The sequence below is a fragment of the Micromonospora salmantinae genome (assembly GCF_022230905.1).
In the GTDB taxonomy this organism is placed as follows: domain Bacteria; phylum Actinomycetota; class Actinomycetes; order Mycobacteriales; family Micromonosporaceae; genus Micromonospora; species Micromonospora salmantinae.
In genome coordinates this window covers 15307-33593 of the sequence record NZ_JAKKFG010000012.1, presented here as the reverse complement: position 1 = coordinate 33593, position 18287 = coordinate 15307, and the positions used below count along the sequence as shown (strand labels likewise).

The window sequence follows — 18287 nt, the reverse complement described above, 5'->3', positions numbered from 1 at the left end:
CGGAGGAGACACACATGACAGTCCCCGCGCCGCGGGCCCGTCGACGGCCGTCCACGCTGGGCCGGCTGCTGCCCCTGCTGCTCATCGCAGCACTGCTGGCACCGTTGGGCCTGCTCGTCACGTCGAACTGGCGGCAGGTGACCGACGACCGGGACCTCGCCGCCCGGGAACGGCTCGGCGTGCAGTACCTCACCGCGCTGGCGGCGGTCACCGATGCCCTCGTGGAGGCCCAGTCCAACGCGGTGAACGGTCGCCCTGTCGCCCGGGAGGCGTTGAACGGGGCGGTCGAGAAGGCCGCCGCTGTGGACGCCCGCATCGGCGGGGAGCTGCTCAGCCAGGAACGCTGGGCCGGCGTACGGGCCAAGCTGGAGGCGCTGCGCGGCCGCACCGCCACCGACCCCGAGGCCGCCTACACCGCGTACGGCGAGGTATCCGACCTGCTGCTGGCCCTGCACCGGAAGGTCCGGGAGAGTTCCGGGCTGGTCCGTGACCCCGAGGCCGACTCGTTCTTCCTCCAGGACAGCGCCGGCCAGGAGCTGCCCGAGGCGGTGATCGGCGCCGGTCGGCTGGCCGACCTGTCCACGCTCGTCTCCCGCCGGCCAGCCGCCGAGCAACCGCGCGGCCTGCTCGAGCTGACCGGCCTGCGGGTGTCCGCCCTGACCCCCGCCGCGGACCTCGTCGACAACCTGCGCTCGGCCGTGGACGGTTCGGAGAGCACCGACCTCGGTGCCAACGTGCTGACCCCGCTGGACACCTACCAGCGTTCGGTGGAGGCGCTCGCCGGGTACTCCCTGCCGGACAAGGAGACCGGCGTGGTCGACCCGGGCCAGTTGAGTGCCGCCGCGCTCAGCTCGCACCGCTCCGCCCGCCAACTCCAGCCGGTCATCCTCGGCGAGCTGGACTCCCTGCTGGCCGAGCGCATCGATCGGCTCGACCGGGACCGCTGGCTGACCGCCGGGGCGGGTGTCGTCGCCGTCCTGCTGCTGGGCTGGCTCGCCGCGTTGCTGGTCGCCGCCGGTCGCCGGGCACAACGGCGGGCCGCCCTGGCCGCGACCCACGCGGAGAGTCCCGACACCCCGCCGCAGCGCGACCCGTGGCAACCGCCGGCCGACGAGCCGCGCGCGCTGCAACCGGTCGGCGCGGCCCGTGACCCGGAGACCGCACAGTGGGGGGCGTTCGATGCTGCTCGGTAGGCTCCGGATCCGCGGCAAGCTCGCGCTGCTCGTGGTGATTCCGCTGCTCAGCATGGTCGGCCTGGCCGTGCCGGTGATGCTCGACCGGGTCACCGCGGCACAGCGGGCCGGCGACACCGCCGAACGGGTCCGGCTCGCCAGTCGGGTCGGTAGCCTGGTCCAGGACCTCCAGCAGGAACGCATCCTCTCCGTCGGCTTCCTGCTCGGCCGGGTCGAACGCGGTGAGCTGGTCCGTAAGTCCGCCGACGTGGACGACCGGGTGGCCGACCTGCGGGCGGCGCGGAGCGACGCGCTGACCGACGAGGTCGACAGCGCCCTCGACGGCGTGTCCAGCCTCGTCGAGCTGCGCACGGCCATCCTGGCCCGGGCCGCCAAACCGGGTCAGGTGATGGACGCGTTCGGCCCGGTCAACAAGGGCATCATCGAGTCGCTGCGGCTGGTGGTCGGGGTGGACACCGACACGTTGCCGGGCCGTCAGGTGCTCGCCCTCGACGGGCTGCTCCGCGCCGACGAGGGCCTGGCCACCTGCGCCACCCTGAGCCTGTTGGTCAAGGCGATCGGCACCCCGGACACCACCGCCGGGTACGTGGGGTGCATCGCCGCGCTCATGGTCGACAACTCGCGCTTCCGCAGCCTGATCACGCCCGAGCAGCTCAAGGTGGCCCAGCTCAACGACGCCGCCGTGGCCGCGCGTACCCAACCCGACTTCCTGGTCAGGAGCGCCCGCGATCCGGCGGCCGCGGTCAGCGATGTGACGATCGAGGCGCTCTTCCCGGCCGTCCGCACGATGATCCGGCTCGGTCAGTTCGTCGAGAAGAAGCTGATCGCCGACGTGCTCGCCGAGGTGACGGCCGAGCAGCGGCGCGCGCTGAGCGCCGCGTACCTGGTCGGCGCCGCGGCGGCGTTGATCCTGACGCTGGTGGTGCTGCTCAGCGTGGCGGTGGCGCGGACGGTGGCCCGACCGCTGACCCGACTCACCCGCTCGGCCGACCGGGTCGCCCGGGTCGCCGAGGCGGAGCTGGTCCGGGTCACCGACGACGAGGCGGAGACACCTCAAGCGGTCCGGCTGGAGCCGGTGGACATCCGCGCCAACGACGAGATCGGCGACCTGGCGCGGGCCTTCGACCGGGTGCAGAACACCGCGGCGCAACTCGTCGAGCGGCAGGTCGCCGGCCGACGCAACGTGGCGCAGATGTTCGGCCACGTCGGACGGCGTACCCAGAACCTGGTGGGTCGGCAGATCGCGCTGATCGACCGGCTGGAGCAGCAGGAGGCCGACCCGGGCCGCCTGGAGCACCTGTACCGACTCGACCACATCTCCAGCCGGTTGCGGCGCAACGCCGGCAGCCTCGTGGTGCTCTCCGGCTCGGCCGGGGCCGACGCGCACACCGCGCCGGTGCCGCTGGCCGACGTGGTCCGGTTGGCGCTCGGCGAGATCGAGGACTACACCCGGGTGGAGGTGCAGGTGCCGGCGGGCGTCTCGGCCGCGCCGGCGGTGGTCGGTGACCTCGTCCTGGCGCTGGCCGAGCTGATGGAGAACGCCACCGCCTTCTCCCCGCCGCACACCCGTGTGCTGGTGGCCGCCGAGACGTCGGGCCTCGGCGCACGGCTCACGGTGGTGGACCACGGCATCGGCATGAGCGAGCAACGCCTGGCCGAGGAGAACGCCCGGCTCACCCGCCGGGAACGGCTCGACCTCGCCCCGACCGAGGTGCTCGGTCTCTTCGTGGTGGGCCGGTTGGCCCGTCGGCACGGCTGGCAGGTCGCCCTGGCCGCCACCGGCGGCGGAGGGGTGACCGCACAGCTGGAGATCCCGTCGACGTCGCTGGTGCTGCGCCGCGCCGACCGCGCCGGGGCCACGGTGGCCCGCGCCGCGGTGCCGGATCGGGACCGGCGTACGACGGCGACGCCCAACCCCGAGCGCGAGGCGCGGCCCAGCGCGGTGGCCGTCGCCGTGCCGGCCCGCTTCGACTCGGACCTGCTGAGCCGGGCCACCCTCAGCCTGGACGCCGGCCCGTCCTGGAACGCGTTCGGGCGGGGCCAGCCGGAGCAGGCCGCTCCCGAACCCCAGAGCCCGGAACCGGTTGGCAAGCCGGGCGGGCCACGGGTGCGGCAGCGGGTGCCCGGGGCCACGCTGCACGCCACCGCCCCGACGACCCGGCCGGTGGACGCCACCGGAGCGGACCCCGCCGCCGCCCGCGCGCTGGTCGAGGCATTCCAAGCTGGTGTACGCCGGGCCGAGCTGCATGTGGCGCCGGGCCTCGAAGGCGCTTCGGCGCGGACGGCCGCCGACCCGACGGCCGGTGCCGGGGCGGCCGTGGTGGACTTGGGCACGACCGTCGACCTGCCCAGCACCCCGGGAGGCGCCGGCCCCACGGTGCCGCGTGGTGGTGGCTCGACCGATGCCCCACCGGAGCGGCCCCGGTTGAGTCGACGGGTGCCGGGAGCGAACCTCACCGCCATCCCGGTCTGCCAACCGCCCAGCACCCACCTCGGTGACCCGGCCGAGGTCCGCGACCTCATCAGCGAGTTCGAGGCGGGCGTCGCCCGCGCTCTCCGCGAAGTCAGCCCCGACCACCGGAACGAAGAAGGATCATCACGGTGACCAGCCCCTTCCTGCACGACAATGTCGACCAGAGTCAGCCCAGCGCCAATGGGGACCTCAGCCCGGAGGCCCGTACGTTCAACTGGCTGCTGGACTCCTTCACCTCCAGCACCGCCGGGGTCCTGGAGGCGATCGCGGTCTCCTCGGACGGTCTGCTGATGGCCATGTCGGCGATCAAGGATCGGTCGAACGCGGAGCGGTTGGCCGCAGTCGTGTCCGGGATGACCAGCCTCGCCGGTGGGGCCGCCAGTTGGTACGCCCTCGGCGGCCTGAACCGGGTGATCGTGGACATGGCCGACGGCTACCTGCTGATCAGCGCGATCAGCAGCGGTTCCGTGCTCGGTGTGGTCGCCGACCGTTCGGCGAACCTGGGCACCGTCGCGTACGAGATGACGCTCTTCGCCGGGCGGGCCGGTGGCGCCCTGACCCCGCGACTGATCGTCGAGTTGAAGAACGCCGTTCAGCAGTGACCCCCGACGTCGCCGGCGAGGATCCGGACCCGGACCCGAGGGTTCGGATCCGCCCGTACCTGCGCACGTCACCCCCGACCGGGGCGGGCGCGGCGGCGACACCGGCGCTGCCCGAGCCGGAGCCGGACGGGGACCAACCCACCGGTCCCCGTCCGTTCGTGCTCACCTCCGGGCGGGTCGCGGGTGCCGACCCGGCGATCGGGCTGGAGACCCAAGTGACCGCCCGCATGGACAGCGGCTGGTGGGCCGGCCCACTCGGCGCGCTGCTGGCACCGGAACTTCAGACCATCATCGCGCTCTGCGTCGAGCCGATCTCGGTGGCCGAGATCTCGGCCCGCGCCCGACTGCACTTCGGCGTGACGCGGGTCCTGGTCGGCGATCTACGCGCCGCCGGGCACCTGGACGTGCACGTGACCGACACCGACGACGCTGTCGACCCCGATCTCATCCTGCGAGTGATTGATGGACTCCGTGCGATCTCCTGAATGGCCGGTCGCCCCGCTCGGCGGGGTCGCCGCGAACAGCGCCGCCGCCCGTTACGGCATGTCCCCGGGCACCGGGCCGATAGTCGGGCGGGCCGGCCCACCGCCGACCGCGCCGCCTCCGTACCGGCCCCCGGCCGCCGCGGGGTCGGCGTCGCCTCCGGCCGGTAAGCCGGCCGCCCCGCCGATCCCGGTCAAGATCCTGGTGGCCGGTGGGTTCGGGGTGGGCAAGACCACCACAGTGGGTGCGATCTCCGAGATCGCGCCGCTGACCACCGAGGCCGAGATGACCACCGCCGGGATCGGCGTGGACGACCCGGGTGCCCGGTCCACAAAGACCACCACCACCGTGGCGATGGATTTCGGCTGCGTGACGATCGACCGCAGCCTGAAGCTCTACCTGTTCGGCACGCCGGGGCAGACCCGGTTCGGCTTCATGTGGGACGACCTGGCCCGGGGAGCGCTCGGCGCGCTGGTGGTGGTGGACAGCGCCGCGGCTGGACGACTGTTTCCCGGCCATCGACTTCTTCGAGCGGGCCGGGCTGCCGTTCGTCGTCGGGGTCAACGCCTTCGACGGGCGACTGGCCCTGGAACTCGGCGAGATCCGTTGGGCGCTGGCCATCGGTGATCATGTACCCCTGGTGCAGTTCGATGCCCGCGACCGGCTCTCGGTGCGGGACGCACTACTGGTCGTCCTGGACCGCGCGCTGGACCGCGCTACCCGGGACAGGAGGGCCTGAGCCGACCAGCTCCGGCCGTGGCGGGAAGAGGTGATCTGGTGAGGGGCGACCTGGACGAGACGCTGGCCCGGCTGGCCCGACGTGTGGAGGCGTCGCGCCGTCGGGCCGCCGACCGTGACGACACCACCGCGCCGTCGAGCCCGCCCGGCCTCGGCGGTGACACCCGCAACGCCCGGTCGGGCCGGCACGCGGGGGTGGAGACTGCGAGCGAGGTGGCCGGATGGGGGCCGGTCGAGGAGGTGGCCGAGGCGGTCCGCCAGGTCGTCGGGGCCTACCCCGGGCTGGCGGTGACAGTGCAGGTGGAGCACGCCGGGCGGACGTACCCGATGCGGGTCTCCTGGGACGGCCCTGCCGTCACGGTCGGGCCGGTTCCGCCGCCGACGCCTGTGGAACCCCCGCCGGCCTGGCCGCTCTCCGGCCGGACGGTGCCCGCCTGGGCACCCGGTCCGGACGGGTTGACGCCGGACCCGGCGGCCCGGTTGGCCGAGCTGATCCGAAGCGACCCGACGCTGTTGGACGAACTGGATCCGCGGCGCTGACCGGCGGGGCTGGCTACCGGCGGCTACGGTCGGGCAGTGGCGCAACCCGACCTGACCTTGACGGCGAGCCTACGGCCGGCGGCGCTGGACGCCCGACGGGGCATCGTGCGCCTGCACCCGGAGGCGCTGACAGCGCTGGGGCTGCGCCCCGGTGACCCGGTCCGCCTTGTCGGCCGCCGGGAGACGGCCGGGATCGCTGCGGCGGCCGGGCCGGGCGCGAGCAGCGCCCTGCTGTACGCCGACGACCTGACGTTGGGCAACCTGGGTCTGCGCGACGGCGGTCAGGTGCGGGTGAGCCCGGTGCCGTTGGTCCCCGCGAGCCGGGTCGTCCTGGCCGGGCCGGTGGGGGTCGTCGCGGCGGTCAGCCCGGAGATGCTCCGGCTCGCCCTGCTGGGCAAGGTGCTCACCGCCGGGGACGACGTGTCGCTGCTGCCGCAGGACGTGCTGCCGGACGCCTCGGTCCGCAGCCTGGTCGAGGCGGCGCGACACAGCCTCGCCAACACCGTCGGTTTCGCCTGGACCAGCACGCTGCTCAGCGTGGTCACTGTCGAGCCGGCGGCCGGCGCACTGGTCACCATGGGCACGTCGGTCGCCTGGGCGCACGGTGCGACGACCCACGGTGGGCCCGCCCCGGTCGGCGCCGCGTCGACCCGGCGGGGTACGAGCGCCGACGCCGTTGCGGCGGAGGACGCGCCCGACGTGGACGAGCTGCCCGGGTTGCGGGCCCAGGCCGAGGAACTGACCGAGCTGCTGGACCTCGGCTTCCACCACCGGGAGGTGCTGGGTCGACTGGGCACCACCATCTCGTTGGGGGTGTTGCTCGTCGGCCCGGCGGGCTCCGGGAAGTCTGCGCTGGTCCGGGCCGTGGCCGCCCGGGTCGGCGCCCGCGTTCACCCGCTCTGGGCGCCGGAGGTGGCCGCGTTGGCCGGTCAGGCCGCCGCCGAGCGGTTGCGCGTCGCGGCATCGGCGGCACGGGCCGAAGGGCCGGCGGTACTGCTGGTCACCGACGTCGAGGCGCTCGCACCCGCTGACGATCCCGGTCCGGTGGCGACGGTGTTCCGTCAGGTGCTCGCGGAGAGCATCCGCGCCGGCGTCGCAGTGGTCTGCACCACCGGCCGACCGGAGGCGGTCGACCCCGCACTGCGCGCGCCCGACCTGCTGTCGCTGCGGATCAGCGTCCCGCTCCCGGATCAGGCGCTGCGCCGCGAACAGCTCACAGTGCTGACCCGGCAGGTGCCGCTGGCCGACGACGTCCGGCTGGACGAGGTGGCCGCGCGTACCCCCGGGTTCGTCGCTGCGGACCTGGCCGCACTGGTCCGGGAGGCCGGGGTACGCGCGGCGCTGCGGCAGAAGTCCGCCGAGACGCCGACGGTGTCGATGGCCGACTTCACCGCCGCCCGGGAGGTGGTCCGGCCCACCACGATGGCGGCGTCCACGCTGGATCTGGCCTCGGTGACCCTGGACGACGTGGGTGGCCTGGACGAGGTCAAGCAGACGCTGACCGAGTCGGTGCTGTGGCCGCTGACCTACCCGGACACCTTCGCCCGGCTCGGCGTGCAGCCGCCGCGCGGCGTGCTGCTCTACGGGCCGCCGGGCTGCGGCAAGACCTACCTGGTCACCGCGCTGGCCGGGTCGGGGCGGGCCAACGTGCTGTCGGTCAAGGGGGCTGAACTGCTCTCCAAGTGGGTCGGTGAGAGCGAACGCGCGGTCCGCGAGCTGTTCCGTCGGGCCCGGGAGGCGGCCCCCACGCTGATCTTCCTGGACGAGGTGGACGCGCTGGCGCCGGTACGCGGCCAGGCCACCGACGGGGGCACCACGGACCGGGTGGTCGCCGCCCTGCTCACCGAGTTGGACGGGGTGGAGACGCTGCGCAACGTGGTGGTGGTCGGTGCGACGAACCGGCCGGACCTGGTCGACCCGGCGCTGCTGCGGCCGGGCCGGTTGGAGCGGCTGGTCTACGTGCCGCCGCCGGACGGGCCCGCCCGCGCGGAGATCCTGCGGGCGGCGTCCCGGCAGGTGCCGCTGGCACCTGACGTCGACCTGCCGGCTCTCGGTGACGAGCTGACCGGCTTCTCCGCCGCGGACTGCGCGGCGCTGATCCGCGAGGCGGCGCTGGCCGCGATGCGGGAGTCACTCGCCGCCGCCACTGTCACCGCCGAGCACGTGTCGACCGCACGGGCCCGGGTACGACCGTCGCTGGACCCGGCCCAGGTCGCCGGCCTGGCCGCGTACGCCGCCAACCGGGAGTGAGCCCTTTAGAACGCGGGCGGCGTCGAATCGAGGCAGATGTCGGCGCGTACCTTGCCGTCGTCCTCGCGCAGTTTCGCGCCGCACTTCCGCAGGACCGCGACCGCGCCGATGTTGTCCGGGGTCGTCTCGGCCACCACGGCCCGCATGCCCGCCCGAGCGGCGGCGTTCAGCAGCTCCCGCAGGGCCGCCGCGCCGATTCCCTGCCCGCGCGCCGACCGGCCGAGCCACATCCCGGTCTCCACAGTGCGCGGCTCGTCACAGCGCGTCATCCGGACCATGCCCATCACCTCGCCGCCGACGAGGATGGCGTACATCTGCGAACCGGTCGGGCCGTCCAGCCCGCCGAAGCTTGCCCGGTGGAATTCGCGGAACGCCTCGCGACGGGCGAGCGACCAGCCGGCGGGTGCCTCGACCGGGGGCATCACGTCACCCGGCTCCGCCTCCGCAGCCGCTACGGAGAGCAACGGCTCCAGGTTCCGTTCGTCCACCGGCTCCAACCGGACCGCACCCGCCACGTGCCGCAGTCTGCCGCCCTCATCGGCCGAAGTCCACCCCATTGGCCATCCACTGGCGGTCCGGACAGCGGTACCGGCCGGTCGGGCGGCCCGGATGTTCCACATCACGCTCTGTTGTCACCCGACCGGGTGTCAGGGGACCAAAACGCCTACCCGAACTCGCAGAACACCACCGAGGCGTCGTCGGTGGACTTGTGTCGGCGCAATCGGTCGGGGTGGTCGCGCTCGGCGTCCCGCACCCGGTCGATCAACGCGCCCGGACCGTCGACGCTCAGTAGATCGAGCAGACCGGCCCAGTCGGTCAGCGCGAACTGCTCCACCGCGCTGGACGCGCCGTCACTGAGCAGCGCCGCCCGCCGTAACGCCCCCGGACCGCGCCGGGGCGCGGTCCCGGTGACCGCGTGGAAGGCCGCGTCCGGGTCGGAGGCCGCCACCCAGTAGCCGTGGGTGCGGTTCATCCGCTCCCGCTGGACGCTCACGGCGTGCCGGAACCGGGTGACCGGGTCCGCCGCGCCGCCCGGCACGACGGCCACCGTCTCCCGCAGCTCCGCCATCGCCGCGTCCAGCCGGTTGTCGGTGACCACGCTGACCTGCCCACCGACGTCGAGGACCAGCGGGCTGTCGCAGAGCACCAGATAGTCCACCTGGTCGCCGCAGTCCCGCAGTAGGCAGACAGTGCTGGACGGGGTGCCCGGATGGTCGAGGTCGCACTGCCCGCCGTGGTCGGCGCGTACCGCGAGGATGGCCGCGGCCAGGTTGCTGGTCAGCCGGGCGGCCGGGCGTACCGCCTCGGCGACGCCGATCCGGGCCGCCAGGTGCCGGACGTACCACTCGGGCCCGTGCACGCAGCCGGTGTCGAAGCCGTCCGGCACCGTCGCGCCGTCCAGGACACCGACCAACGGGCCGAACCGAAAGACCAGGTCCTCGTTGACCGGCCGGCCCGGGGCCGGCGCGGACGCGGAGCGCACCCGCATCACCGGCACCGGCCCCGGCACACCGGTCGGGTCAGCGCTGTCGAAGTTCGTCGACGGCCGCATGCGTCTCTCCCTGCACCTGACCGGCAGCCGAACGGCCCTGGTCGCGTACCGCGGACACGCCCTGCTGGGCGTTGGACCGGACCGACTGCGCCGCCTGCTGCGCAGGCTCCCGCAGGTTGTCCTGCATCTGGTGGCCAACCTGGCTCGCCTGCTCGCGCAGCTCACCAGAGTGCTCACTCACCATGCTCCGCGCGCGTCCGGCGAGTTGCCGTTCACGTGCGCTCGGCGGGATCAGAGAGGCGGCCAACAGGCCGACTCCGAAGGCGACCAGTCCGGCGGCCATCGGGTTGCCCTGAGCCTGCTCGCGGGAGTGCTGCCCGAGCGAACGAGTTTCGTCGCGTACCGAACCGGCCGCGTGCGACATCCGTTGGCCAGCCTCCTGCCCCAGGTGGTTCGAGCTGCCCATCATCTTCTCCTTCGCTCGGGTGAACGCCCCGCGGGCCTGCCCGACGCGGTCACCGGCGATCCGACGCGGGTTGACCTTGTCGGTCAGCGCGTCGACGTCACTGCTCAACTCGTTGCGGGTGGTCTCGATCTCCCGCCGGATCCGATCCGGATCACTGGACATGACCTGTTCCCTCCCGACTCGTTCACCGGCCCCGCAGGGCGTCCGGCAGCTCCCGGGCAGTCTGCTTCGTCCGGGGCAGAACCGTGCGTGCCCGCTTCAGCTGGGTCCGGGCGTTGATGAAGAGACCACCGGCCACGGCTGCCCAGAGGACCGCGACGATCAACGCCGCCCACCCCTGGTCCATCGTGTTGGACAACCCCCACCAGAGGGCGTACGACACGAAGAGCACCGCCAGGAACCCGGCCAGCGCGGCAGCGCCGAACATGCCGCCGGACTTACCCGCCTGGCTGACCTCCTCGCGCAACTCAGCCTTGGCCAGCTCGACCTCCTTGCGCACCAAAGTCGACATGTCCCGGGTCACATCGCCGATCAGCTCGCCGACCGATGCCTGGGTCCGCTCCTTCTCGGGGGCGCTCACGGTGCCACCCCGCCGGGCAGGTCCCGCGCTTGGTCACCGGCGGGCGAGACGTTCTGCGCCCGTGCCGTCCCCACGTACGGCTGCTGACCGACGTCCGCCGGTGCGCCCTGCTGGGGTGAGGGAGCACCGGACGCGCTTGCACCCTGACCGTTGCCCGAGGCCGGCGCGGTCAGACCACGGGTGAGCCGCCCGACCAGCAGCCCGGCCACCGCCGCGCCCGCGAGGAACGTCGCCGGGTGCTGCCGCGCGTACGTGCGGACCTCGTCGAGCACCTCGCCGGGTTCGCGCTCGTCGAGCCAACCGGCGGCCTGCTGGGCGGCGTCGGCCGCCTTGCGCACCACTTGACCGGCCAGCCCGGAATCGCCGTCCCGTTCGGCCATCGAACTGAGGTTCTGACCCATGTCGCGCAGGCCCGCAGCGGCCCGCCGCTGCTGCGTCTGCGCCTGATCCCGGAGCTGCCCAGTCGCCTCACCGGTCAACTGCTGGGCCTGTCGCCGCGCCTCTGCGGCCACCTGCCCGCCCTGCTCAGCTGCGGTGTGGGCGACCTGGCCCCCGGCCTGCGCGGCCTGCTGGCCGACGCGCGAGGCTTCCTGGCGGGCCTGCTGACCTCTGCCGCTCTGGTTCGTTGCCGTCATACCCCGCTCCCTTCCTGGGCCCGAGGTCGCAAGCGACCTCGGCGCGCCTCCCGCCTACCCGCCTGCTCAGCCGGCATGCGGCTAAGCAGGCTGGCCGGCGGCCGACGCGGCGATCTTGCACTTTGTGTCCCGGCAAAGACCCACAAAAGACGTGAATCGGCGACAGTAAGTGCAAGATCGCGCGGAGCGCGCGCTCAGCGGCGGCGGTTACGGGCGCGCGACGAGCGCAAGCGGCGGAGTCGGCTGATCAGAACGGGGTCGGCGGCGAGGGCTGCCGGATTGTCCAGCAGGCCGTTGAGCAGCTGGTAGTACCGGGTCGACGAGATCCCGAAGGTGTCCCGGACGGCCTGCTCCTTGGCGCCGGCGTGCCGCCACCACTGCTGCTCGAAGGCGAGGATGACCCGCTCCCGCTCGGTCAGCCCCGCCGCCGGATCAGCGGGATCAGTGGGCTGCGCCGCCTCGTCGGCAGGTGGCGCGTCGGCGGTCTCGATGGGAGGCGCCGGTCGGGGATTCGGGACGGTCGGCCCGGCAGCACCCACGGCCTCACCCGGACGAGCGTCGATGGACGGCTCGGGGGCGGCCGGGGTGGTGTCGGCGGACATGTCTTTCAGCCTAGTCAGCGGCGACCAGGGACGCAGCAAGCGGCGCGGCCGGTCCGTACCGCCGGGAACCCCGACGGCCGGGCCGGCCGCGCCGCGTCACTTCGGTCAGGTCAGGAGATGTCGCGGCGACGCATCGCCCAGAGCGCCGCCCCGAGGATCACCACCACGCCGACCGAGAGCAGGACGGAGGACTGCTGCCAGGTGATGTCCATCGTGGCCGGCTTGCACTCCCCGTAGTAGGTCGCGTTGCAGGAGTTCCAGTCCTGCAACGTGACCGTCTTCGTCATCCAGGCCAGCGCGTACGTGGGCAGCAGCCAGGCCTCGGCGAACCGCACGCTCGCCATGGACAGCAGGATGCCGAGGCCGAACTGGCCGACCACCATCACCGCCACCACGCCACCGAGGGCCATCGCGGTGTGCCGACCGAGCGAGGCGAGGGCGAAGCCGATGGTGGTGAGCACCAACACCAGCACCACACCGCGTACACCGGTCAGCATGAACGACTGCCAGACCCCCGAGGTCATCTTCTCGGTGCTGCCCCGGAAGTTGGCGACCGCCCAGAACCCGGCAAACCACAGCACCGCGGCGGGAAGCGTCACCGCCAGGATGCCGGTGAGCAGCGCGGCCAGCTTGGTGAGCAGCACGGTGAGCCGCTTCGGCCGCCAGAGCAACAGGTTCATCATGCCGCCGGTGCTCCACTCGGCACCGACGAAGGACGCGCCGATGACGAACCCAACCAGGGCGAGGATCGCCGCGAACGGGATCAGCGTCTCGTCGAACGTCTCCTTGAAGTCGAACGTCGACGGCAGGAACCACTCGGCCTTGATCTCCTCCCGGGGCGGCGGAGTGATCACCGAGCAGTCGTCCGGGTAGCGGCCGTCGGTCGCCGTGCCGGCCGTCTTGGCCTGCTCACACGCAACGCGCTCCTGCTCGCTCCAGCGCACCTGCTCCTGGTACTGCTGGTCGGCCTGACGCTCGGCCCGGGCGAGCTGACCGGCGTCGATCTTCTGGTTGGTGAAGAACACCCCGACCACCACCGCGGCCAGCACCAGCAGGCCGAGCAGTGTCATGTAGCGGGTGAAACGCCGCTTGCTGAGCCGGCGCAGCTCGGTACGAAAGAGGCTCACGCGCCCCACCCTCCCCCGGCGGGACCGGGCTGACCCGTCCCACCGACCTTCATGGACTCGTCGACCTGCCGGTGCTGACCGGGTACCGGCGCGGTGGCGGTCAGTTCGAGGAAGACGCTCTCCAGGTCGACGGCGATCGGCGCCAACTCACTGACGTAGAGGTTCTTCTCGGCGAGCAGCCGGGTCACCGACGCCGGCTTGTCGACGCCGGCCAGCATCAGGTGGTCCGGGTGACCGGTGACCCGGATCCCGGCCTGGGTGAGCGCCTCGGTGGCCACCGGCAGGTCGCTGACCGCCTCCAGCCGGATCCGGACCGCACCGGACGAGTGCTGCGCGAGCACCTCGTCGACCGGCCCGAACGCGACCCGCCGGCCCAGCGAGATGATGGTGACCGAGTCGCAGATCAGCTGGATCTCACCGAGGATGTGGCTGGACAGCACCACTGTCATTCCGGACTCGGCCAGGGTGCGCATCAGCGTGCGCATCTCCCGGATGCCGCCCGGGTCGAGGCCGTTGGCCGGCTCGTCGAGGATGAGCAGCTTCGGGTTCTTCAGCAGGGCCGAGGCCACGGCGAGCCGCTGCTTCATGCCCAACGAGTACGTCTTGACCCGCTCGCCGGACCGGTCGCGTAGCCCGACGAGTTCCAGCACCTCGTCGACCCGGACGGCCGGCACCTCGCCCGCCCCCGCGAGCAGGGACAGCGTGTCCCGGGCCGTGAAGTGCGGGAAGAACTGCGGGCTCTCCACGATCGCGCCGACCTGGCCGGCGACAGTGGGCAGCGCGTCGGGGACCTCGTGCCCGAGCAGCGCCATCCGGCCACCGTCGGGTCGGATCAGGCCGAGCAGCGTACGCAGCGTGGTGGTCTTGCCGGACCCGTTGGGACCCAGGAAGCCGTGCACCTGCCCCGCGTCGACCCGCATGTCGAAGCCGTCGAGCGCGTTGCGGGTGCCGCGTCGACGACTCTTGTACGTCTTACGTAGACCTTCGATCTCCAGGACAGCTGGCAAGCTGCACCTCCCCCGATGGGTGGGCGTGACAGCCGACACCATACGCGGTATGCAGATGCGCGCAATACGCGGTATGCATCGACGCGCCGAACAGGCTAGTTCATCGACGGAGCGTGACCTCTCAGGCGCAGATGACCTGTACGCCGGCAGCGCGGAACGCGTCCACCACCTCCGGCGCGGCACCGGAGTCGGTCACCAGCGTCTCCACCCGCTCGACCGGGCAGATCCGGGCGAAGGCGTGACCGCCCAGCTTGGACGAGTCCGCGATGATCACCACGCGCTTGGCGCGGGCCACCATCAGGTTGTTCATCGCCGCCTCCCCCTCGTGGTGGGCGGCGGCGCCGAGCTGCGGGTCGATCGCGTCCACGCCGAGCAGGGCGACGTCCAGGGTGACCTCGCGCAGCAGCGCCCCGCCCAGCGGGCCGACCAGCTCGAACGACTTCGGGCGCACCACGCCGCCGGCCACCACTACCTTCATCCGGGATCGGACCAGCAGCTCGTTGGCGATGTTCAGCGCGTTTGTCACCACTGTGAGCTGGGCACCCTCGGCGCTGGTGTTCAGATCCGGTCGCACGGCGAGCGCCCTCGCCACCTCGGTACTGGTGGTGCCGCCGTTCAGACCGACCACGGTGCCCGGCGTGACGAGCGCGGCGGCGGCCGCCCCGATCCGCTGCTTCTCGGCCGAGTGCTTGGCCGTCTTGTAGCGCAGAGGCAGGTCGTACGACACGCCATTGGCGACCGCGCCGCCGCGGGTCCTCGTGATCATTTGCTGCTGTGCGAGCTGGTCGAAGTCACGCCGGATGGTGGCCTGGGAGACGCCCAGCCGCTCGGCTGCCGCCTCGACGCTGACCCGGCCGTTGTCGGTCAGCATTTCGAGCAGGGCGTTCCATCTGGCGTACCGGTCCACCACGGGGGCCCTCCCAGCAACTGCACGGACGGTGATTGATTGCGTGCACACTAGTGCGCGAAACTAGGCTTGCGCAAAAGACCGACCTGCGCGATCGGCCGACCGGTTGCCATGGTCACCCGCGTTCGCGCAGAATAACGCGCGAAATGCGGGTCTAACGAGCCGTATTGCGCATCGATCGGCCCTGCGAGGAGTTTCCCATGGCACACGTGGACGCGGAGATCGCGAGCCAACCCGACTGCTGGCGGGAGGCGGCCAGGCTGGCCGAGGTCGTACGCGGTGACCTGCCGCGCCCCGGGGAGCGGGTCGCCGTCGTCGGTTGCGGCACGTCGTGGTTCATGGCGATGGCGTACGCGGCCCGCCGCGAGCAGGCCGGCCAGGGTGAGACCGACGCGTTCCAGGCGTCCGAGTTCCCCGCCGGCCGCCGCTACGACCGGCTGATCGCGATCACCCGTTCCGGCACCACCACCGAGGTGCTGGAGCTGCTCGCCGCGCTGCGCGGACAGACACCCACCACAGTCATCGTCGGTGACCCCGCGTCCCCGGCGGTCGAGCTGGCCGCCGCCACCGTGGCCCTGCCCTTCGCCGACGAGCGGTCGGTGGTGCAGACCCGCTTCGCGACCACCGCGCTGGCCCTGCTCCGGGCCCAGCTCGGCGACCCGGTGACAGCGCTCGCCGCCGACGCCGAGGTGGCGGTGCGATCCCCACTGCCGATCGACCCGGCCACCATCGAGCAGGTCACCTTCCTCGGTCGGGGGTGGACGATCGGGCTGGCCCAGGAGGCGGCGCTGAAGTGCCGCGAGGCGGCCACCTTCTGGGCCGAGGCGTACCCGGCTATGGACTACCGGCACGGGCCCATCTCGGTCGCCGCGCCGGGCCGGTTGGTCTGGGCGTTCGGTGAGCTGCCCGACGGGCTGCCCGAGGACGTGGCGGCCACCGGCGCGGCCTTCGTGCACAGCCGCACGCACGGCTGGCGCACGGTGCTGGGCAGCTGGTCCGCCGGCCGTACCCCGGTCGATCCGATGGCCGACCTGATCCTGGCGCAGCGCTTCGCTGTCGCGCTGGCCACCAGCCGGGGCCTCGACCCGGACGCGCCCCGCCACCTGACCCGGTCGGTGGTGTTGGCGTGAGCGACCGGGTGGTCGTTGCGCTGGACGTCGGCGGCACCGGCATGAAGTGCGCCCTGGTCCGACCGGACGGCGTCGTGGTGCGCACCGAACGGCACCCCACCGACGCCGCACGGGGCCCGGCCGCCGTGGTCGGCACCATCCTGGAGGTGGCCGGCGGGCTGGCCGACAAGGCCCGCGCCGACGGTCTCACCCCGATCGCGGTCGGCATCGCCGTGCCCGGGGTGGTGGACGAGGCACGCGGCGTCGCGGTGTGGTCGGCGAACGTGGGCTTCCGGGACGTACCCCTGCGGGACCTGACGGTGCGGCGGCTCGGCCTGCCGGCGGCGCTCGGCCACGACGTGCGTGTCGGTGGTCTCGCCGAGGCCCGGCTCGGCGCCGGACGGGGCACCGGGCACGTGCTGTTCGTGGCGATCGGCACCGGCATCGCCGCCGCGCACGTCGTGGACGGCACGGCCGCCGTGGGCGCCCACGGCGCCGCCGGGGAGATCGGCCACATCCTGGTCCGGCCCGCCGGTCCGCGCTGCGGCTGCGGCCGCCCCGGCTGCCTGGAGGCGGTCGCGTCGGCCGCCGCGATCGGTCGCCGCTACGCCGAACTCGCCGGCGACACCGCGGACGCCCCGGTGACCGCGGCCGAGGTGGCCGAACGGGCCGCGGCCGGCGAACAGCTCGCCGGCCAGGTCTGGCAGGAGGCGGTCGAGGCGCTCGCCGATGGCCTCGCCAGCGGACAGGCGCTGTTCGACGTGGCGACGGTAGTGCTCGGCGGCGGCCTGGCCCAGGCCGGGGACCTGCTGCTGACCCCGCTGCGGGCAGCGCTGCACGAACGGATGACCTTCCATCGGGAGCCGCAGCTGGTAGCGGCAGCCCTCGGCGACGAGGCCGGTTGCCTCGGTGCCGCCCTGCTCGCCCTGGACGCCGTGGGTGTCCGTGACCATCAGGAGAAGCGATGACCGTACGGGTGAACGGCCGAGTGGTGACCCCGACCGGAGTCGTCCGACAGGGCTGCGTCGAGTGGGACGGTGATCGGATCACAGCAGTGGCCGAGTATCCGTCGGTGCGCGACGGGCACTGGATCGTGCCCGGCTTCGTCGACATGCACACGCACGGCGGTGGCGGGCACACCTTCACCACCGGTGACGCCGACGAGGCCCGCGCGGCCGCCGACTTCCACCTCGCCCACGGCACCACCACACTGCTGGCCAGCCTGGTCAGCGCGCCCTTTCCGCTGATGCGTACGGCCACCGAGGCGTTCGCCCCGTTGGTCGACGAGGGCGTGTTGGCGGGGATCCACTTCGAGGGGCCGTACCTGTCGGCCGCCCGCTGCGGCGCGCAGAACCCGCAGTACCTGCGCGACCCGTCGACCGACGAGCTGACCGAGCTGATCGAGCTGGGCCGGGGCGCGATCCGGATGGTCACCCTCGCCCCGGAGCGCGACGGCGCGCTGGAGGCGATCAAGCTGCTCACCGCGCAGCGGGTGGTGGCGGCGGTGGGCCACACCGACGCCACGTACGAGCAGACCCGCGCCGCGGTCGCCGCCGGCGCCAGCGTCGGCACCCACCTGTTCAACGGCATGCGCCCGGTGCACCACCGTGAGCCGGGGCCGGTGGTGGCCCTGCTCGACGCGCCCACGGTGATCTGCGAGCTGGTCGCCGACGGGATTCACCTGCACGACGGCATGCTGACCTTCGCCACCGCGACCGCCGGCCCGGACCGCGCCGCGCTCATCACCGACGCGATGGCCGCCGCCGGCATGCCCGACGGCGAGTACGAGTTGGGCGGCCAGGCCGTCACCGTCGCCGACGGGGTGGCTCGACTCGCCCGCGACGGCGCGATCGCCGGCAGCACGCTGACCATGGACGCAGCGCTGCGGCACGCCGTGAACGCCGGAATCCCGATCGCCGACGCCGCACGGATGGTGGCCACCACCCCGGCGCGGGCCATCGGCCTGGGTGATCGGGTCGGGTCTCTCCAGGTGGGCCTCCGCGCCGACCTGGTGGTGCTCGACGACGACCTCAACGTGGTGCGGGTGCTGCGCGCAGGCTCCTGGGTGGAGTGATCGCCGGGC

The 18287-nt window shown here is 73.1% G+C and carries 18 protein-coding genes and 1 pseudogene; 10 read left to right on the top strand and 9 right to left on the bottom strand.

Annotated elements, in window-relative coordinates; all coding sequences use genetic code 11:
* Positions 1-14 precede the first annotated feature (14 nt).
* The 7 genes and pseudogenes from PSH03_RS10665 (at position 15) to PSH03_RS10635 (ending at position 8279) form a co-directional block, all read left to right on the top strand.
* Positions 15-1193 (top strand): hypothetical protein, encoded by a 1179-nt coding sequence (locus PSH03_RS10665; RefSeq protein WP_210780899.1) that lies wholly within the window; start codon positions 15-17, stop codon positions 1191-1193.
* Positions 1180-3798, top strand: a complete 2619-nt coding sequence (locus tag PSH03_RS10660) for a nitrate- and nitrite sensing domain-containing protein (protein ID WP_238689015.1) — start codon at positions 1180-1182, stop codon at positions 3796-3798. The genes PSH03_RS10665 and PSH03_RS10660 overlap by 14 nt, the downstream gene beginning before the upstream one ends.
* On the top strand, positions 3795-4268 hold the full coding sequence (locus PSH03_RS10655; RefSeq protein ID WP_091402960.1) for a roadblock/LC7 domain-containing protein: 474 nt from the start codon (positions 3795-3797) through the stop codon (positions 4266-4268). Before PSH03_RS10660 ends, PSH03_RS10655 begins: the two co-directional genes overlap by 4 nt.
* A complete protein-coding gene (locus tag PSH03_RS10650; RefSeq protein WP_238689014.1) occupies positions 4265-4753 on the top strand; it encodes a DUF742 domain-containing protein in 489 nt (162 codons plus the stop codon). The genes PSH03_RS10655 and PSH03_RS10650 overlap by 4 nt, the downstream gene beginning before the upstream one ends.
* Positions 4731-5490, top strand: a pseudogene (locus tag PSH03_RS10645) (GTP-binding protein). The gene PSH03_RS10650 and the pseudogene PSH03_RS10645 overlap by 23 nt, the downstream one beginning before the upstream one ends.
* Positions 5491-5528: 38 nt before the next feature.
* Complete coding sequence (locus PSH03_RS10640; RefSeq protein ID WP_210780895.1) at positions 5529-6029, top strand: hypothetical protein; 501 nt, start codon at positions 5529-5531, stop codon at positions 6027-6029.
* A gap of 36 nt (positions 6030-6065) precedes the next feature.
* Entirely contained in the window at positions 6066-8279 is a 2214-nt protein-coding gene (locus PSH03_RS10635; protein ID WP_210780894.1) for an AAA family ATPase, read from the top strand.
* A 5-nt stretch (positions 8280-8284) separates the two neighbouring features.
* Here PSH03_RS10635 and PSH03_RS10630 read toward each other — a convergent pair whose 3' ends face one another.
* The 9 genes from PSH03_RS10630 to PSH03_RS10590 all read right to left on the bottom strand — a co-directional run bounded on the left by PSH03_RS10630 (position 8285) and on the right by PSH03_RS10590 (position 15095).
* Positions 8285-8794 carry a GNAT family N-acetyltransferase gene (locus PSH03_RS10630; RefSeq protein WP_238689012.1) on the bottom strand — a complete coding sequence of 170 codons (510 nt, stop codon included), beginning with the start codon at positions 8792-8794 and terminating at the stop codon, positions 8285-8287.
* A 149-nt stretch (positions 8795-8943) separates the two neighbouring features.
* On the bottom strand, positions 8944-9831 hold the full coding sequence (locus PSH03_RS10625) for a hypothetical protein (protein WP_238689010.1): 888 nt from the start codon (positions 9829-9831) through the stop codon (positions 8944-8946).
* Positions 9800-10399, bottom strand: a complete 600-nt coding sequence (locus tag PSH03_RS10620) for a DUF3618 domain-containing protein (RefSeq protein WP_210780891.1) — start codon at positions 10397-10399, stop codon at positions 9800-9802. Before PSH03_RS10620 ends, PSH03_RS10625 begins: the two co-directional genes overlap by 32 nt.
* A gap of 22 nt (positions 10400-10421) precedes the next feature.
* The gene (locus PSH03_RS10615; protein ID WP_210780890.1) at positions 10422-10817 is read right to left on the bottom strand and encodes a phage holin family protein; all 396 of its coding nucleotides are present in this window, start codon (positions 10815-10817) and stop codon (positions 10422-10424) included.
* Positions 10814-11452, bottom strand: a complete 639-nt coding sequence (locus PSH03_RS10610; protein ID WP_210780889.1) for a hypothetical protein — start codon at positions 11450-11452, stop codon at positions 10814-10816. Before PSH03_RS10610 ends, PSH03_RS10615 begins: the two co-directional genes overlap by 4 nt.
* 194 nt (positions 11453-11646) lie before the next feature.
* Positions 11647-12054 (bottom strand): DUF3263 domain-containing protein, encoded by a 408-nt coding sequence (locus PSH03_RS10605; RefSeq protein ID WP_238689009.1) that lies wholly within the window; start codon positions 12052-12054, stop codon positions 11647-11649.
* Positions 12055-12164: 110 nt separating this feature from the next.
* Positions 12165-13181, bottom strand: coding sequence for an ABC transporter permease subunit (locus PSH03_RS10600; protein ID WP_210780887.1), 1017 nt, complete (start codon positions 13179-13181; stop codon positions 12165-12167).
* Positions 13178-14188, bottom strand: coding sequence for an ABC transporter ATP-binding protein (locus PSH03_RS10595; protein ID WP_091403013.1), 1011 nt, complete (start codon positions 14186-14188; stop codon positions 13178-13180). The genes PSH03_RS10600 and PSH03_RS10595 overlap by 4 nt, the downstream gene beginning before the upstream one ends.
* Before the next feature lie 121 nt (positions 14189-14309).
* The gene (locus PSH03_RS10590) at positions 14310-15095 is read right to left on the bottom strand and encodes a DeoR/GlpR family DNA-binding transcription regulator (protein ID WP_210780886.1); all 786 of its coding nucleotides are present in this window, start codon (positions 15093-15095) and stop codon (positions 14310-14312) included.
* 200 nt (positions 15096-15295) lie between these two features.
* Between PSH03_RS10590 and PSH03_RS10585 the strand changes: the two genes are divergently transcribed.
* Genes PSH03_RS10585 through nagA form a run of 3 tightly spaced genes read left to right on the top strand, consistent with a single transcriptional unit; the run spans position 15296 to position 18278 of the window.
* Positions 15296-16225: an SIS domain-containing protein gene (locus PSH03_RS10585; RefSeq protein ID WP_210780885.1), complete on the top strand. Its 930-nt coding sequence runs from the start codon at positions 15296-15298 to the stop codon at positions 16223-16225.
* Entirely contained in the window at positions 16222-17172 is a 951-nt protein-coding gene (locus PSH03_RS10580) for an ROK family protein (protein ID WP_308194372.1), read from the top strand. Before PSH03_RS10585 ends, PSH03_RS10580 begins: the two co-directional genes overlap by 4 nt.
* Positions 17169-18278, top strand: coding sequence for an N-acetylglucosamine-6-phosphate deacetylase (gene nagA, locus PSH03_RS10575; RefSeq protein ID WP_210780883.1), 1110 nt, complete (start codon positions 17169-17171; stop codon positions 18276-18278). The genes PSH03_RS10580 and nagA overlap by 4 nt, the downstream gene beginning before the upstream one ends.
* Positions 18279-18287 lie beyond the last annotated feature (9 nt).

What these genes read in the sequence shown, in the direction of transcription:
- PSH03_RS10665 (WP_210780899.1), top strand. Translation starts at nt 15, where the DNA reads ATGACAGTCCCCGCGCCGCGGGCCCGTCGACGGCCGTCCACGCTGGGC.
- PSH03_RS10660 (WP_238689015.1), top strand. Translation starts at nt 1,180, where the DNA reads ATGCTGCTCGGTAGGCTCCGGATCCGCGGCAAGCTCGCGCTGCTCGTG.
- PSH03_RS10625 (WP_238689010.1), bottom strand. Translation starts at nt 9,831, where the DNA reads ATGCGGCCGTCGACGAACTTCGACAGCGCTGACCCGACCGGTGTGCCG.
- PSH03_RS10620 (WP_210780891.1), bottom strand. Translation starts at nt 10,399, where the DNA reads ATGTCCAGTGATCCGGATCGGATCCGGCGGGAGATCGAGACCACCCGC.
- PSH03_RS10610 (WP_210780889.1), bottom strand. Translation starts at nt 11,452, where the DNA reads ATGACGGCAACGAACCAGAGCGGCAGAGGTCAGCAGGCCCGCCAGGAA.
- PSH03_RS10605 (WP_238689009.1), bottom strand. Translation starts at nt 12,054, where the DNA reads ATGTCCGCCGACACCACCCCGGCCGCCCCCGAGCCGTCCATCGACGCT.
- PSH03_RS10585 (WP_210780885.1), top strand. Translation starts at nt 15,296, where the DNA reads ATGGCACACGTGGACGCGGAGATCGCGAGCCAACCCGACTGCTGGCGG.
- nagA (WP_210780883.1), top strand. Translation starts at nt 17,169, where the DNA reads ATGACCGTACGGGTGAACGGCCGAGTGGTGACCCCGACCGGAGTCGTC.